Genomic DNA, 17471 nt, shown 5'->3' with positions numbered 1-17471 from the left:
TTCAGGGGGTAGGGCCTTACGCTTCGAGTTCCTCTACCCGCTCGGCCAGCTTTTCCCACTGGTCGTTTACGCGGTTGAGTTCCTTTTTCACCTGCTCAAACTTCACCGTGGCGTCTTTCAGCTGGGCGGCGTTGTTGTAAATGTTGGGGTCGGCCAGTTGCTTTTCGTACACGGCCAGCTCCTGCTCCAGGGTAGTAACACGGGCCTCAATTTCCTTGAGTTCCTTGCTGGCTTTGCGCAACTCCTGCTGGTTGGCATCGCGCTCCGCGTTAGAAAGCGGCTTTTTCTCCTCTTTCGGGGCGGGCTTGGGGGTAGTTGGCGAGGCCAGGCCCGCCTTCTTGGCAGCCTTTTCCCGATCTTCCTGCCACTGCTCGTACTCGTTGTAGGTGCCAGGGTACTCCTTCAGCTGGTAGTCCTCGATGTACCAGATTTTGTTGGCCACGTTCTCCACGAAGTACCGGTCGTGGCTAATCACGATGTAGGTACCTTCGTACTGGTCCAGAGCCTGAATCAGGATGTTCACCGACTGCATGTCCAAGTGGTTGGTCGGTTCGTCGAGGAGCAGGAAGTTGGCTTCCGAAATCAGGGTTTTGGCCAGGGCCACGCGGCTCTTTTCGCCCCCGGATAGCACCTTGATTTTCTTGTACACATCGTCGCCCGTGAACAGGAAGGACCCCAGCACGGTGCGCAGCTCCATTTCATTGCGCTTGGAGCCGGCCTCTACCATTTCCTGCAGAATCTCGTTGTCCACGTTCAGGCTTTCGAGCTGGTGCTGGGCGTAGAAGGCCATAATCACGTTGTGGCCGAGCTGGTGGTTGCCGGTGGTAGGCGCTTCGGTGCCGGCTACCAGGCGCATCAGCGTGGATTTACCCTTACCGTTGGCTCCAATCAGGGCAATTTTGTCGCCACGCTCAATGTGCACGTGGGTGTCGCGGAAGATGAGCTTCTCGCCGTACTTCTTGCCCACGTGCTCCATGCGCAGGATGTGGCGGCCGGGCGTAACGGTGAAGTTGAACTTGATGTTCACGCGGGCATCGTCCTGGGCTACGTCGTCGATGCGCTCCAACTTGTCGAGCATCTTCACGCGGCTCTGGGCCTGCTTGGCCTTCGAGGCCTTGGCCTTGAACCGCTCAATAAAGCGCTCGGCCTGCCGAATCTGGGCCTGCTGGTTTTCAAAAGCGCCTTTCTGGATGGCGTTGCGTTCCTCCTTTTCTTCGAGGTAGAACGAGTAGTTGCCGGCGTAGGGCACCAGCTTGCCGCCCGTCACTTCCACCGTGGTATTGGTGGTGCGGTCCAGGAACTCCCGGTCGTGCGAGACGATGATAACGGCGCCTTCGTAGCCAGCGAGGTAGTTTTCAATCCACTTAATGGAGGGCAAGTCCAAGTGGTTGGTTGGTTCGTCGAGGAGGAGCAGGGAAGGCTGCTGAAGCAGGATTTTGGCCAGCATCACGCGCATGCGCCAGCCCCCCGAGAACAGCTTGAGGGGGCGCTGCAGCTCCTCGGTAGTAAAACCGAGGCCTTCCAGAATTTCTTCGGCGCGGGCCTGCATGGTGTAGCCGCCCAGCGCCTCGAAGCGCTCCTGCAGGTTGGCCAGCTTTTCTACCAGGTCGTCGGTGTAGTTGGTTTCGAACTCCAGCAGCACCTCGTCAATCTTCTTCTGAATCTCCAGCGCTTCCGAAAAAGCCTGCATGGCCACTACCAGGATGGACTCGTGGGAGTCGTAGCTGAGCAAATCCTGGTTCAGGAAGCCCAGACTTACATCTTTGCTCATGGAGATGCTGCCGCCATCAGGCTTGTACTCGCCCACCAGAATGCGCAGCAACGTGGACTTGCCCCGACCGTTCAGCCCAATGAGGCCGATCTTATCCTTGGGCTTGATATGTAGGTTGGCCTTGTCGTAAAGGGTACGGGAGCCGAAATGAAAGTCGAGGTCGGTAATGGAAATCATCCTACTTTGCGGGCGTTGAAGCTGCAAAGGTACGGGTTTGAGCGCCACGATGGTGTGCGAACTGATCATGCCGAGGCTGTTACCTTTTACCTCAGCAGTAAAATTCAGCAAGGCGCAACGTTCTCCGCTAAATGAACAGCGGTAATAGCTCCGCCGTCATGATGCAACTTTCAACTCGTGCAACTACCCATCTATAGGCTGCATTGGCATAACTTACTCCGAATTACTTTTTTATCTCCGCCGTAGGATGAAAAATATCATATTGCGTCTGGCAATACTGTGTAGCTTGCTCGGGGCCAGAGTCTGCTTCAGCCAGAATGCGTCTTCTGACTCAACTACAAACGACCATTTAACCGCTATAAGGCGAGTAAACTCTCAACTTTATAACGGCCCTGAGTATGCGAATATGCTTGCTGCCAGCATGCAAGGGCATCCCTTTTTTCTAAGCAACCAGGAGCAGATCGGAAGCATCCGGTACAATGACGGCACTTACTCGCAGGTGCCGCTGCAGTACGATATTTACCACGACCAAGTAGTTATTACGCATCCCACTTCCTCGCTAAAAATAAAATTGATTAATGAGAAGATAGACAGTTTCACAATTGCAAATCATCCATTTATTCGAATTACACATGATTCTAGCCAAAGCTCTGCTTTACAGGCGGGTTTTTATGAAATCTTACTTCGCAATCAGCTCACAATAGTGGCTAAGAGAAGCAAGCATCTGCGCGAAACCCACCACCAACGGGCAGTAATCAAGACGTTCGATTCTGTAAGTAGCTTGTACCTGTACGACGGTCACTCTTACCACGAAATAACAGGTGAAAGATCTTTTACTGCTTCGTTCAAGCAGCACAAATCTGCATTACATAAATACGCTGCAACACATAAGCTAAAATTCACCAGAGCCAGCCGCGAACAGGATACTATAGAGTTAGCCCGCTACTATCTCACCCTTATTCACTAAGCCCTTGCCTACGCGAGCATGAAACAGTTGTACCGCAGCGCCTACCTCCTATTCTTTCTATTTACATTTTCTAGGGCCGCCAATGCGCAGCAGGTAGCTACGCCTACGGTGGATGTTACGCTTAAGCAAGTACCCCTGCCTGCTTTTATTCAGGAGCTAGCGCGGCAAACTACCTACTCGTTTTTCTATAATCCCGCCGACGCCGATAGCGTGGTGGTTACCGTAGCGGCTACGCAACAACCCCTGGACACGGTGCTACGGCGAGCCCTGGCACCTACTCGCATCCGGTTTGCTATTGATCCTGAACGCCGGGTGTATTTAACTAAAAATCAGCCTATTCAAACTCAACTACCCTTCGGAGCCAGCGCCGCTCCCCTCGCCGATGCCACCATCAGCGCGCCTAGTAGCACTAAGCTGGTTGGGACGGGCAAACCTGGGGCCGCTGGCCAATCGGTGCTGAAGCGGCAGGAAATCGGCGAGCGGGGCGCCCCGGCGGCCACCCGGCTTACCCTGGCGGGCCACGTTCGGAATCTTGCATCGGGCGAGCCGGTGCCGGGGGCTACCGTATTCGTGGATGCCCTATCCGTGGGAACGGCCACCGACCAATTTGGCTACTACTCCCTAACCCTACCCAGTGGGCAACATACGCTGGGCATACGGGGCGTGGGTATCAAAACAGCCAAGCGCCACGTGTTGCTGCACAGCAGCGGGCAACTGGAAATAGAGGTAGAAGAAGGCGTAACCTCGCTGCGGGAAGTGGTGATTTCGGCCGGCAAGGACCGCAATGTGGCCGGCATGCAGATGGGCCTGGAAAGGCTTGATATCCGCACAATGCGCCAGATTCCGACGGCTTTCGGCGAGACGGACGTGTTGCGGGTGGTGCTCACGCTGCCGGGCGTGAAATCGGTGGGTGAGGGTAGTACGGGCCTGAACGTGCGCGGGGGTGGGACAGACCAGAATCTGATTCTCTTTAATGACGCCACGGTGTATAACCCCTCCCACCTATTTGGCTTCTTCTCGGCGTTCAACCCCGACGTTATCAAGTCGGTAGAGCTGTATAAAAGCGCCATTCCGGCCAAGTACGGCGGGCGCTTGTCGTCGGTGCTGGACATTACCACCCGCGACGGCAACAAGAAGAAATTCTCCGGCTCGGGGGGCATTGGACTGCTGACCAGCCGGCTTAGCGTAGAAGGGCCTATTCTGAAAGACAAGGCTTCCTTTCTGGTGGCCGGGCGCAGCTCCTACTCCGACTGGCTTCTGCAACGCATACCCAACAAAGGCTTTCGGGAAAGCTCGGCCTCGTTTTACGACCTGAATGCGCACCTGAGCGCCGACGTCACCCCGCATAACAGCGTGTATGCCACCGGCTACCTCAGTCGCGACAAATTCCGCTTGTCGGCGGATACCGTGTATCAGTACCAGAACCTGAACGCCTCCCTGAAGTGGAAGCACATTTTCAGCAACAACCTATACTCGGTGGTTACCGGGGCAGTTAGCCGCTACCAGTACAACATCACAAACACTAAAAACCCGGTTAATGCTGCCCAGCTAGCTTACGATATCAACCAGGCGACCCTAAACGCCGACTTTTCTTACTTCCGCAGCAATAAGCACACGCTGGAATTTGGCGTCAATTCTTCCTTATATAACATTCAGCCGGGCAGTTTGCGGCCGGTGGGCCCGGAGTCGTTGATCAAGCCGGAAGTACTGAGCCGGGAGCAAGGGCTGGAAAGTGCGCTTTACCTTGCCGACCGCTACGACATAACCGCCCGCCTCTCGTTGTCGGTAGGGCTGCGCTACTCGCTTTACTACAGCCTGGGGCCGCGCACGATAAACCAATACCAGCCGGGCCAGCCTAAAACCGAGGGCACGGTCACCGACACGCTCAGCTACCGCGCCGGGCAAGTGGCCGCTACCTACCACGGCCCCGAGTACCGGGCCACCCTTAAGTACGCCCTCACCGACCGCGCCTCGGTAAAGGCCAGCTACAACCGCACGCGTCAGTACATCCATATGCTGTCCAACACCACGGCCATATCGCCCACGGACATCTGGAAGCTGAGCGACCCGAACGTACGCCCTCAGGTGGGCGACCAATACGCTCTGGGGTACTACCGTAACCTGAAGAACAATACAATTGAGTCGTCGGTGGAGGTGTACTACAAATCGATGCGGGACTTTGTGGATTACAAGGGCGGGGCCGTGCTGCTGCTGAACCGCCACATCGAAACGGATATTATCAACGCCTACGGAAAGGCCTACGGCGTGGAGGTAATGCTCAAGAAAACCACCGGTAAGCTGAACGGGTGGGTGAGCTATACCTATTCCCGCTCGCTGGTCCGGGTGAACACGGGTACGCCCAGCCAGCAAATCAACAACGGCCGTTACTACCCCAGCAACTTCGACAAGCCCCACGACGCGACCCTGATTGGGAACTACCGGTTTAGCCACCGCTTCAGCACCTCGCTGAACATAACCTACAGCACGGGCCGCCCCATCACGCTGCCGCTGGCCCGCTACTTCACCGATGGCGCCATGCGCGTGTATTACTCGGAGCGCAACGCCTACCGCGTACCCGACTATTACCGGGCCGATTTTGCCATGAACATCGAAGGCGGGCACAAAGCGAAAAAACTTGCCCACAGCTCCTGGAGCATTGCGGTATACAACCTCACGGGCCGCCGCAACCCGTACTCGGTTTACTACAAAGTGGAAAACGGGCAGATCAGGGGGTATAAGCTGTCGATTTTCGGTAGCCCTATTCCTTCCGTCACTTATAACTTCAAGTTTTAGGATGAAACGTGCACTCCGACTTCTGCGGGCGGGAGGACTAAGTAGCCTGCTGGCACTGGCAGGCTGTATTGATACCTTTGAACCAGATATCAGCACTACGCCCCCGGCGTACCTGGTGGTAAGTGGGTTCATTAACAGCAAGGGTAGCACAACCATTACGCTTTCCCGGGCCATCAGCCTAGGGCAGGCCGCCACCGTACCGGCCGAGCAAAGGGCTAAAGTATACGTGGAGGATGAGCAGAACACACGCTACCCTTTGGTAGAGGGCGAGCCTGGCACGTACTCGTCCGCGGCTCTTACACTACTGCCCGGCCGCAACTACCGGCTTCACTTGTACACCGCGGCGGGCCGGGAGTATACCTCGGATTACACCCCCGTGAAAAGTACGCCGCCGGTAGATTCCGTAGCCTGGGCCACTACAACGGAAGGTGTGCAACTCAGCGTTTCGACCCACGACGACCGAAGCCAAACTCGCTACTACCGTTGGCAGTACGAGGAAACCTGGGAGTTTACATCTGCCTTTCGCTCCTACATAGAATACAAAGGAGGCGGTAAATTTGCACCACGTACCCAGGATATTTACCAGTGCTGGCAATCCGAAAAGTCGACGGCCATTAAGCTGGGCAACTCTGTCCGCCTTAGCCAGGATATTATTGCCGACTATCCTTTGCTAAGCGTTCCGGCCTCTTCGCCCAAGCTTCGCCGCAAGTACAGTCTACTAGTAAAGCAGCAGGCCCTAACGCAGGAGGAATACGACTACCTCGACCTACTGCGCAAGAACACTGAAAACATAGGAAGCCTGTATGATCCGCTCCCCAGCCAGCTTACGGGTAATATCCATTGCGTGAACAGCCCCGAGGAAGTAGTAATTGGGTTTATCGGAGCGCACTCGGTGGAAGAGAAAAGGATTTTTATTCGCTACGACGAGTTGCCTACTACCTGGCGCCCAAGCTCTGGCTACGAGGGGTGCGGCTTCGAGCCCGACACACTGCTGCCAGACAGAATATCACTTCTCGACGCCAAGCCGCCATTATACATTCCTCTGGAACCCCAGGTAAACGGACGGCAGGACACGGTATCCTTCACCTATTTCACCATCGACTGCGTGGATTGCCGCCTGCGCGGTACTAATATTCGGCCGCCTTTCTGGCGGTAGTAGCCGCTATTTGTGTGTTTGCGTTATGAAAATCAGGTGTTTCTCCGCGGCAATACGGGCGTGTAGCTGTGCAGCTCAGCGCTACGCGTTGCGGCTTAGTATGCTGTTGATTTATGGGGTAAGCGTAGCAGCCCCCTCCCGCTCGTTGGGTCAGGCGGCGCCTCTGCCACTTCCAGAGCAACTAAAGGCATATGCCCGGCAGAACGTTACCGAAAAGCTTTTTCTCCACCTCGATCAGCCTACTTATCTGAGCGGCGAAACGCTGTGGTTCAAGGTGTACGCGGTGGAAGGCACTCGCCACACTCCAGCGGCCCTAAGCAAGGTAGCCTACGTGGAGCTGCTGAATGAGCGTCACCAGCCGGTGGCTCAGGTCAAAGTTGCCTTGCACCATGGCGCGGGCCAGGGGTCAGTTCTGCTACCCAGGACCCTGGCTTCGGGCACTTACACAGTGCGGGCCTACACCAACTGGATGCGAAACGCCGGGCCCGCCTTCTATTTTCAGCAGCCCGTCACTGTTATTACTCCCAGCCGGCTCCCTGTTTCGGCGGCCTCAGCTGCTGGTCCAGACCGCTATGACGTACAATTCTTCCCGGAAGGCGGCAGCTTAGTGCAAGGTGTACGCAGCACAGTTGGCTTTATGGTAACTGACCCCACCGGCCGGGGCCTGGACGCCAAGGGCGTGGTACTAGACCAGCAGGGCCACCCGGTGGGGTCGCTCAGTACGTTGCGCTGCGGTATCGGAAGCTTCACCATGCTGCCGGCGGTAGGGGCCGGGCCGTATTCTGCAGTTATTACCCTGCCTACCGGTCTCAGCCTTACCCGGCAGCTGCCGGCAGCTTTATCCGCGGGCTACTCCTTGCACCTAGCAGATACCAGTGCTACTGCGCTTACCATTACGGTGACAGCCAAGGGCCCCGATACCGATACGGTACCCGTAACGCTGCTAGGCCACGCCCGGCAGCACCCTTTCGTGTTTACGACAACGTCTCTGCTCCACGGCCAAGCGGTCTTCACGATACCAAAGCCGATGCTACCCGAGGGCATTACGCACTTTACGGTGTTTAATCAGCGGCGGCAGCCGGTAGCAGAGCGGCTATACTTTCGCCCTCCGGCCCGTCACCTTGGCCTAGTAGCCCGGACCAGCCAACCTCGGTATGGCACCCGCCAGAAAGTAACCCTTCACCTCAGCACTACTGCTTCCGGGCAGCGGACCGCCCCAGTTCAGGCATCGGTGGCAGTGTACCGGCTCGATTCCTTGAGTGCGTCCGTTGGCCCGGATATCAACAGCGTATTCTGGCTCACCTCAGACCTGAAGGGCACCGTGGAGCAGCCCGCCTACTACTTAGGCAACAGCCCTGCGGCGGCCGCGGCGGCGGATAATCTGATGCTCACCCACGGCTGGAGTCGCTTTCGATGGACTGATGTGCTGACGGGCACGCCACTCGGCCCGGCCTACGCGGCCGAAACAAACGGGCTCTTGGTACGGGGGCGGGTAACCCACCGCCTGACCGGGGCCGCGGCGCCGGGCATCATAACTTATCTATCGGTGCCGGGGCGGCAGATTCGGCTGTACGTGGACCAAAGCGCGGCCGACGGCTCAGTGGAATTTGAGGTGCCAGCGCACTACGGCCCCAAGGATATAGTGCTGCAAACCAATACCCAGACCGACAGCCTATACCAGGTAGAACTGCTCCCGGCATTTGCCCCTGCTGCTGCTGCCCACCCTTCCCCGCTTTCCCCGCTGGCGGCAGCCCTGCTCCCTTCCCTAACCCGGCGCTACATCCAAGCGCAGGTCCGGCAGGCCTACTTTCAGCCCCTGACGGAAGGTCGGCTCGCCGCCCGCCCTACCTCCGCCGATAGCGTAGCATTTTATGGGCAGCCCAATGAGCGGTATCTGCTAGACTCCTATACCCGGTTTCCGACCATGGAAGAAGTGCTGCGCGAATATGTACCGGGCGTGCAGGTACGCGGCCGCAAAGATGGCTTTCACCTGAGGGTGCTGGATAAAGTGAATGGCACCGTTTTCAACGAAAATCCGCTGGTGCTGCTGGATGGAGTGCCTGTATTCAACATGAATCAGGTAATGGCCCTTGATCCGCTTAAAGTTCAGCGGTTGGATGTGGTAACCAGCCGCTACGCCCTGGGGCCGTTGCTGGCGAAAGGCCTGGTCAGCCTTACTACTTACCGGGGCAACCTCGATGGGCTGCAGCTGCCAGCCCAAACGCTGTTACAGGAGTATGAAACGTTGCAGTGGGAGCGAGAATTTTATGCGCCCCGCTACGATTTGCCCCAGGAAAAACAAAGCCCCTTGGCTGACCTGCGGCAACTGCTGCACTGGCAACCCACGGTCCGTATCGACGCCACCGGCCAAGCGCAGTTGGAGTTTTACACTTCTGATCAAACTGGCCGCTACCGCGTAGAGGCTCATGGTTTGGCTTCGGACGGAACAGCGGGCAGCAGTTCTTTCACCTTTGATGTACTGCCGGCCCAGTAGCCTGTCTCGTACTCGCAGCTTAGGCACAACGCCGTCAACCGCCCTCTTCCTACCTCGTACACGCCTGCATGAACTCTCGCTCCCTCCTACCCTTCGCTGTTCTTTTACTCCTAACCGCCGCCTGCCGCTCCTCGGAGCAGGAAGGTACCGTAGCGGAAGCCCGCGACAACGTGCCATCCACCATTGAAGGCGAGCAGTCGACGACGGAGAAGGTGGGCGCTACGGGCCGCAACCACGGCTACATCCGGCGCTTCTACCAGCAGAAGGGCCAGTACTACGTGGCCGTGGACTACATCCAGTTTCTGAAGGGAGCCGATGCCGTAGCCGCCGCCCAGCGCAAAGGCGATGCGGCCATGGACGTGCAAAACGGCGACACCATTTACTCCGTGTTCAACGATTACTACATCGTGAACGACAACCCGCAGCAGCGTACCTTACGCGTCAGCCCCACGGCCGTAGTCACGCTCTGGGACAAAACTGCCGAGCTGCGCCAGTACCGCACTACGCCCGCCGAGGTGCTGGCTAAAGGTACCGAAGTGTTTCGCTACGCCCCTTTCGTGGTTGAATCCCGCCAGGGTACGGTTACCAGCCTTACCGAGCAGTTCGTGCCCTAGCTGGCAGCCAAGCCGTTCGGGCAGTTTTCCGGCCGAAAGTTGGCTGTATACGATGCAGTAGCCGTATACAACAGCATCTGTTCATGTAACTAACCCTTACTACCATGGCAACCAACGCCTCTAACGATAACGTAACCGAAAACGACAACTTCGCAGAACGCGCCGCCCAAGGCCGCCAAGACGGCAGCCCGGTAGGCCAGTCCTCGGGACGCCCAACCTACGGTGTAGGCGGCTATGAACTGAACCTGGATGCTGAAGCCGGCGACGAAGGCGGCTCAGGCTCCGCTACCTCGGCCAACGAGCGTACCAGCCGCGGCCGCAACGAGGAAGACGAACAGCGCTAAGCGGCTACCCCGCTTCTTAACCCAAAGCCGCCCCGCAACCAGTCATAACGACTAGTTGTGGGGCGGCTTTTTTTGAGTATTTAGGGCCGCATTGAAAGCACCCCACTGGGGATGTGTTTCGGAGGTGGCCGCAGCGGAGCTTATTCCACTACCAGTTTCTGCCTCAGGCTGGTCTGCTCATTGGCAACCTGAATCAGGTAAAGACCCGGAGTTAAGCGGGCAGTTGGGGGTAGCACCACAGTGTGTTGCGAAGTAGTCTGGCGGAACACTTCCCGGCCGCTCGCATCCGTAACGAGTACCTGAAGGGGTGAAGTGCTGCTACCTCCTGCCAAACGCAACGTTAGCGCCTGGCCGCGAGGGTGCGGGTTAGGATACACCTCTACTGCCAGTGGCCCGGCGGCACCCGCAGCAGCACTAGCCACCGTAGCCGCCGGGCGGGCTGCGGCGGCTTTGGTAATGCGCACCCAGTTGAAGTTCCAGCCCCCGGTTTGGGCAAACACCCCGAAGCTATAGGTGCCCGCGTTAATGGTCACGGTTTTCGATACGGTCGTCCAGTTTTGCCAGCCGCCGGTAGCCGGAATGGTGGTGTTGCCCAACTGAATGGAACCCGCGTTGAGGTCCGAGGACAAGGTGCCACCCGAGGGGCTGGCCACGCGGTACTCAATGGTATAGGCGCCCGTAGTGGGGAAGGTAACGTTGCTGTAGGCCATCCAGTCGCCGGCATCAAGGTAGCCCACGTTCTGGCCGCCGCCCGTGTCGGTGGTGGTTTCCACCTGCACCCCGTTCATGGAGCTGTAGCTTTCGGCCTGGAGAAGGGTAGTGAAGGAAGAGGATGCCGTGCTAAAGTTGAGCCAGTTGACGTTGCAGCCGGTAGAGGCCGCCGCGTACAAGCGCAGGGTTTGGCGGCCGGCGGGCAAGCTCACCGTGGTGTTGATGGTTTGCCAGCTCTGCCAGCCGCCCGTGTTGCCCACATTGATACTGCCCAGCACGGCGCCCCCGCTGTTGCGCAGTTGCAGGGTAGCGCCGCCATTGGCGCTGGCCACGCGGAAGCCTACCGTGTAGCTGCCCGCTGTTGCTACGTTTACGCTGTAGTCCAGCCAATCACCGGTTTCAAACCAATCCACGTTCACGCCCCCGCCGGTATCAGTGGTGGGCTCCGTTTGCGTGCCCGATTGGGCCGCAAAGCTCTCGGCCTCCAGCTTGCCCGGTACCGCCTGCGCAGGCGTGGTGCTTCCGCCCCGTTGCAGTACTACCTGGTTGATAGCGGTAAGCAAGGAGTTAGCCCCCGTAGCATCCTGCGACAACTCCCAGATCATGATGCCGCTGGCTTGGTCGAAAGCCAGGTTGGTTTTGCTTTTGATGGTCGGAATGCCGTTGTAGCCTACTCCGTTAAACACATCGGCGTTGGGGCTGGCGCCGCGGGCCAGTAGCTGCGCGTATGATTCCCAGCTGGGGCGGCCATAGAACGGAACGCCCAGCACGGTTTTGCTGGCGGGCAGCCCGCGCCCCTTCCAGTAGTTAATCGACTGCACGGCATAGTCGTAGGTGGAGTGGTCGAAGTTGTTGGCGTCGTAGGCCATCAGGTTCAGGAAGTCGACGTAGCCGAACACGCTGTTGAGTACGCCAGCGCCACCCGTTGCTACCACGGCCGCCGTGAGCAGCTTGCCGCGGTTATGCATTTCGGTGGAAAGCTGCTGCATGAGGGCCGCATAGTTGGTAGCCGAAGCGCCGGCATCAGGGTACTCCCAGTCAATGTCTACCCCATCGAGGTTGTACTGATTGGCGAAGCTCACCAGGTTGGCCACGAAGGTGTTGCGGTAGGTGGCGTTGCCCCCAATGGTTTCAAAGGCGCTGTCGTCGCCGTTGTTCCAGCCGCCCACCGAAATCAGTACTTTCACCCCGTTGGCGTGGGCGGCAGAAACCAGGCTTTGCAGCTTCGCGGGGTTTTCAATGGGCTGCAGTCCGCCCGTGGCGGTGGGCAGCAGAAAGGCATAATTAATATGCGTGAGCTTGCTGTACTGCACGGCATTCACGTCGCCGGCCCAGGAGGGCACGTACCCAATCACCCGAAACTGGGCAAATACGGGGGCCGAAGCCAGCAGCAACAGCAGAGCCACCAGGGCCCTTTTCAGTAAAAAGTTGGTTTTCATAGGGTAGGAATTAGTGATGGAAACGAACAGGTGAACCGTATGCGAAGCACAGGAATACCAGCGCCTGGCAGGGCGGCAGCTCCTCCCACTCAGCGCTTAGTGAAGCGTTGCGTAAGCGTTTGCTGGTCGGAGGTAGTGGCGCGAAGTAGGTAGATACCGGCAGGCAACTGGGCAATGTTGAGGGTACCGGCGGGGCGGACAGCCGACAGCACCGTGCGCCCGAGGGCATCGAGCACGGCCACCTGCTGAAGCGGCACGTTACTGGCCGTGGCGAGGCGCAACTGGGCTTCGGCGGGGTTGGGGTAGAGAAGCAACGCCGGGGAAGTATCAGCAGCAGCTCGCGCCCCCAGCGGAGCCGCCATGGGCCGGCCAAACACCTCCAGCTCGTACAGCGAGTAGCCATAGGTAGTAGCGCGGCGCGTGCCGTACAGCCGTAGGTAGCGCCCCTGCCCGCTGAGCCCCGTGAGGTTGTCCAGGCCCCCATCGGAGTTGGTTACCGCCCGGATGGTTGTCCAGGTGCTTCCGTCAGCAGAGGTTTGCAGCTGGTAGTCGCGGGCGTAGGCGGTTTCCCAGCTCAGCTGCACCCGCGAGAAGCTTTGCACGCTACCGAAGTCGAGCATAAGGAATTGGGGGTCGGTGAAGGTGCTGGCCCAGCGGGTGTTGATGTTCTCATCCGTGGCGTTTTCGGGGCCGGTGGCGCTGCTTTCCCGAGACGAAGCCGTTACCGCTTGGGGTCGAATACGCCCTGGCTCCCACCCTCCGGGCAAACCTACATACTGCTGGCCCAGGGCCGTTAGCTGGCCCGAGTTACCCAGCAAGTTGATGTTAGGAATTTCAGCATTGCGCCCCGAAAACCAGGAGTAGCGGAACACGGCCGGTTCCTTTTCGAGGTAGTTCACCGCGTCCAGCATATATTTCTGCTGCACGGCGGCAGTAATCTGGCTGGCAGGCATGTCGCCGCAGGCAAACTCCGTCAGCCAGATGGGTTTGTTGTACTTCTTCAGCTCCGCAATCTTCCCGCGCAGCCACTGCTCCTCACACACGTAGGTGTGCACGGCAATGTAATCGACCTGGCAGTTGGGGCAGGCGGCAAAAAACGCATCCAGGTACTGGGTGGGCGTGTAGTAGGTCGTGCCGTTTTCAGCCACGCAGTCGCCACAGTAATTCACGGCGGGCGCTACCAGCTTGAGGTTTTTGCGCCGAGCTACGTCTTCCAGAACTGGCCAGAGGGCCGCGGCCTGGCGGGGCGTCAGGTTGGCCTGGCTGCGGAAGTTGGGTTCATTGAACCCCAGCAGGTAGCGCGCGTTGTTCGGAATGTTGCCTGCCAGTTGGGCGGCCGTTACGGGTCCGCCGTCCAGGTTTGCGCCCCACTGCATGGGCACGTACTCCACGTTCAGACCCGAATACACCCCCGCGGCGCCGGCATCGGGCTTGGAGTACCAGTTGTACCACCAGCTGATGCCCGGGGCCAGCACCTGCATATCGGCCGCCGAGTGGTAGCCGTACGCTACCCCGCGTTTGGCGCTCTTGGTCTGGGCCTGCGCGGGCCCGAGGGCTGCGGCTGCCCAGACCAATACGGCCCAACCAAGCGGTGCTAAATGGCTTCTTCTACTGATGCGTACCATATGCGAGGGGTAGTAAAGCAGAAGGCGGAACCACTTGGCTCCGCCTTCTGGCAAGATTTATTTCACAAACCGACCCGTCGTCCGGGCTTTGCCATCGGCGGCCGTAAGCTCCAGCAGATACACACCCGAGGTTAAGGCAGATACATCGATACTCCCCGCTGCTCCTGAGCCCGTAGCTACTGTGCGGCCTACCCCGTCCAGAATCCGGTAGTGGCTGCCGGCCAGGCTGTGCGCAGCCCGTACTTGCAGGCGGTCGGTTACGGGGTTGGGGTAGAGTTCGAGGGTAGTAGTTGAAGCTGCTATAGCTGCCGTCTGCGCTACGCCGGCGCCGGCGGCTTTGCTAATGCGCAGCCAGTTGAGGTTCCAGCCACCAGCCTGAGCAAACACCCCTAGGTTATAGGTCCCGGCGCTTAGGCTGACGGTGTGGGAGATGGTCGTCCAGTTTTGCCAGCCGCCCGTGCTTGGCACATCCAGCATACCCAGCACGGTAGCGCCAGCATTCAGGTCAGAAGAAAGCCGGCCTCCTCCGCTCAGGCTGGCTACCCGGTATTCGATGGTATAGCTGCCCGAGCTGGGAATGGTGATGCTGTTGTAGGTCAACCAGTCGCCGGCATCCAGGGAGCCTACGTTCTGGCCCCCACCGGCATCAGTAGTCGTTTCGGTTATTACTCCGTTCATGGCACTGTAGCTTTCAGCCTGAATAAGGCTGCTGAAAGCTGAGGTGGCCGGCGTTAGGCGCCACTGCTGGGTAGCCGAGTTGTTGTCGGTCCATTGCTGTATGGCGGCCGAGCCAGCGGTAGACGAGCCAGCCACTTCCAGCAGCTTGCTGCTGTGTTTGGCAATGAGCTTGTAGTACCCGTCCCCGGTGCTTTGGGCAATAAACTGTTGGTTGGCACCACCTGAGTAGGTCCATTGCTGCACTACCGCTCCATCGGCCGTGCTCACGTCCCGGATGTCCAAAGACTTGCCGCTGTGCACGGCCGTAATCTGGTATACGCCGCCGCCCAGATGGGTAAACTGGAACTGCTGGCAGGTGCAGCCATTGCCGGTCCACTGAATCAGGGCCGTACCATCGGCGGTGCTGGCGCTGTTTACATCGAGGTTTAGGCCGCTATTGCGGTTTTGCAGGGTGTATACTCCGCTCAGGCTGGTTACGCCAGAGGTGCGCACTCTCAGGGAGGTAGTGCGGTCGTTCCAGCTGTTACTCACCAAGCAGGTATTGCTGGCCGTAATGACCACTGAGGCCCCACTGAAGTTGTCGTTTTCGAACAGTTGCACCTCGTAGCCGCTGTTCACTTTCAGAGAAGAAATGTCATCGTTCAGAATGCCGCGGGCCTGCAGCGCACCCAGCGTATAGTCACCGGGGTCCAGGCCAGTGGCAGTGCCCGTATAGTTGCAGTCCTTGTAGAGGGTAGCCACGCCGGCAGAGGTAGCCCCGGCCGGAGCGGTGCCGGAAATCGAGAAAGTACCTAATGAGCCGTAATCAGAGTAGCCATCGGTGGCCGGATTGCCCGAGCTGGTACCGTCAATCTGCACGTAGTAGGTGCCCGCGCTCAGGTTGGCGCTGATGGTGGTGTTCAGGTTGCCACCGCCCCCGGTGTCGAAGGTGCCAATCTGGGTGCCGGTGCTGGTAAACAGGCGCGCCACAATATCGAGGTTGCCGTAGCGGCCCACCGTATTCACGTTCAGGCTCACGGCCCCACCCGCGGTAGTAAAGGCGAAGTAGTCCTGGTCGGAGGTGCGCTCAATAATACCCGAGCCCGACAAACTATTTCCATTGCGCGACAATGCCGTGGCTCCGGTAGTGCTGTTGCTATGGTCGTCGTTGCGGTAGCCTACGTTGTAGGTGGCGCTGGCCATAATGCTCAGGTCGTCTTGCTGGTTGTTGGCCCGGTTGTACTCGCCCCGGCTCCAGTGCGTCACGGGCTTGTAATACCCTGCCCCCATAATAGGCGCCCAGGGCCCGGCATTATCCTGGCCAGTGTAGTATCCTTCGTCGGGATTCAGGCGCCCGTCGTGGCCCAGGCCCAGCGTGTGGCCAACTTCGTGCGAAGCTGCTTCCCCAGCCGTTTTCGGGTCATCTGACATAAACACCCAGCAGGGCGTATCATCATTCCAGTTGAAAGATTGAATGTAGGCTACCCCTCCCGCCCCCGGCGCCGCCGTATTCGTGGGCGTGATGATGCAGCGCATCCGCATGTTTTTGGGGTAGGAGTTGAACACGGCCTCATCGGTGGTTACGTTGAGGCTAAAGGGCCGGAAGTCTTCGCTCACCAGTTCCCACAAGGCCTGCACCTTGGCGTTGTCGTTTACCATTTGGGCGGGTGCGGCACTGATGGGGTTGCCGTTGTTCCAGCCGGTGCCCGCTACGTACTGCCCATCCAGGTCGAGCATGATGCAGCCCCGGGCGCCCGGGTAGCTCTGCAACGACAGCACCGCGGCGCGGTTGGCCGTGGTGCCCCGGTTGGGGGCCGGACTTTGGTAGCCCACGGGTTTATTGTAGTCGATGCAGATAACCTTGTTGATATCAACCTCCTGCACCGAGGCATTTCCTTGCGCATCAGCCGAGTAGCGGTACGCCCGGCGGGAGTCGCGCAGGATGATGTTGCCCTCTACTCTTGGCCCCTCAATACGCACCTGAAACGAGGAATTGGGCACGCCCTGAATTTCCCCCACTACCAACTCCCCGGTAGCCAGCAAATCTTCCCGGTAGTTGACCTTGCCCGCTAACACCTGGTTTGCTGATACGCGCAAGGCTACTACAGGGGCTTGGCGGCGGGCCGTACCTGCCGCTACCTGGGCTTCGAACTGACGGACGAGGGTTTGGGTGGAGCCCAGGGGGTAGGCCGGGCCTGCTGGCTGGGTTTGGGCTGGTGCGCTTAGCCCCGCCAATAGCAGAGCTGCACTCATCCCGCAGGAATAGAGTTTTTTCATGGGTGTAGAAAGTGGTTGTGGTAGAAATGGCCACGAAGGCCGGAGCAGAGGCAACGGAGCTACTATGCCACAACAGAAGGTTGGGCGGGTAGCAGGGCAAACACAAGAGGTGTGCTGAGGCAGCGAGCTGGCAGCAGTCAGAAAGCTGCGTAACCAGGAGTAGGAAGGAGGTCCGCACGGCTGGCGGACGGTAGCGCGTGGGTCAAAGAAGCGGCCTTCTTCGCGAAAAAACAACAGCCAATGCGCTACTTATCACGGCGTTTTGCTTTCGCCCTACCCCCAAATAGCGCTTAGGGCACACGGCCAAAACCTAGCTACATTGGCGTATCTGGTGCCTGCTGCCCGATGGCTACTCAGTAGGGTAACCGCTTAAAAAACAATTAAGGAAACAGCCTTGCCGCCTACTTTTTCTGAAGACCTACCCCCTATCAACGTTCAACGGCGGA

General features: G+C 58.6%; 10 protein-coding genes. 6 read left to right on the top strand and 4 right to left on the bottom strand.

From position 1 onward, the window contains the following. Positions 1-16 precede the first annotated feature (16 nt). Positions 17-1948 carry an ABC-F family ATP-binding cassette domain-containing protein gene (locus tag K3G63_RS00700; RefSeq protein ID WP_220612183.1) on the bottom strand — a complete coding sequence of 644 codons (1932 nt, stop codon included), beginning with the start codon at positions 1946-1948 and terminating at the stop codon, positions 17-19. 247 nt (positions 1949-2195) lie between these two features. On the opposite strand from K3G63_RS00700, the gene K3G63_RS00695 reads away from it, so the two are divergent. From K3G63_RS00695 to K3G63_RS00670, 6 genes are all read left to right on the top strand, one after another. Then, entirely contained in the window at positions 2196-2915 is a 720-nt protein-coding gene (locus K3G63_RS00695; RefSeq protein WP_220612182.1) for a hypothetical protein, read from the top strand. Positions 2916-2933: 18 nt separating this feature from the next. Continuing rightward, a complete protein-coding gene (locus K3G63_RS00690) occupies positions 2934-5708 on the top strand; it encodes a TonB-dependent receptor (protein WP_220612181.1) in 2775 nt (924 codons plus the stop codon). Between the two features lies 1 nt (position 5709). After that, complete coding sequence (locus K3G63_RS00685; RefSeq protein WP_220612180.1) at positions 5710-6864, top strand: DUF4249 domain-containing protein; 1155 nt, start codon at positions 5710-5712, stop codon at positions 6862-6864. A gap of 100 nt (positions 6865-6964) precedes the next feature. Continuing rightward, entirely contained in the window at positions 6965-9358 is a 2394-nt protein-coding gene (locus K3G63_RS00680; protein ID WP_220612179.1) for a hypothetical protein, read from the top strand. Between the two features lie 68 nt (positions 9359-9426). Beyond that, entirely contained in the window at positions 9427-9972 is a 546-nt protein-coding gene (locus K3G63_RS00675; protein WP_220612178.1) for a hypothetical protein, read from the top strand. A gap of 104 nt (positions 9973-10076) precedes the next feature. Beyond that, positions 10077-10316: a hypothetical protein gene (locus tag K3G63_RS00670; protein ID WP_220612177.1), complete on the top strand. Its 240-nt coding sequence runs from the start codon at positions 10077-10079 to the stop codon at positions 10314-10316. Positions 10317-10456: 140 nt separating this feature from the next. On the opposite strand, the gene K3G63_RS00665 is transcribed toward K3G63_RS00670, so the two are convergent. From K3G63_RS00665 to K3G63_RS00655, 3 genes are all read right to left on the bottom strand, one after another. Further along, a complete protein-coding gene (locus tag K3G63_RS00665; protein ID WP_220612176.1) occupies positions 10457-12466 on the bottom strand; it encodes a carbohydrate-binding protein in 2010 nt (669 codons plus the stop codon). Between the two features lie 89 nt (positions 12467-12555). Next, the gene (locus K3G63_RS00660) at positions 12556-14091 is read right to left on the bottom strand and encodes a glycosyl hydrolase (RefSeq protein ID WP_220612175.1); all 1536 of its coding nucleotides are present in this window, start codon (positions 14089-14091) and stop codon (positions 12556-12558) included. Positions 14092-14148: 57 nt separating this feature from the next. Continuing rightward, positions 14149-17025: an RICIN domain-containing protein gene (locus K3G63_RS00655; RefSeq protein ID WP_220612174.1), complete on the bottom strand. Its 2877-nt coding sequence runs from the start codon at positions 17023-17025 to the stop codon at positions 14149-14151. Positions 17026-17471: the final 446 nt, after the last annotated feature.

Origin of the sequence: Hymenobacter sp. HSC-4F20, from assembly GCF_019599275.1 — a bacterium.
In the GTDB taxonomy this organism is placed as follows: Bacteria; Bacteroidota; Bacteroidia; order Cytophagales; family Hymenobacteraceae; genus Hymenobacter.
The sequence above is the reverse complement of the archived record's forward strand: the minus strand, read 5'-3'. Positions and strand labels throughout refer to the sequence as shown.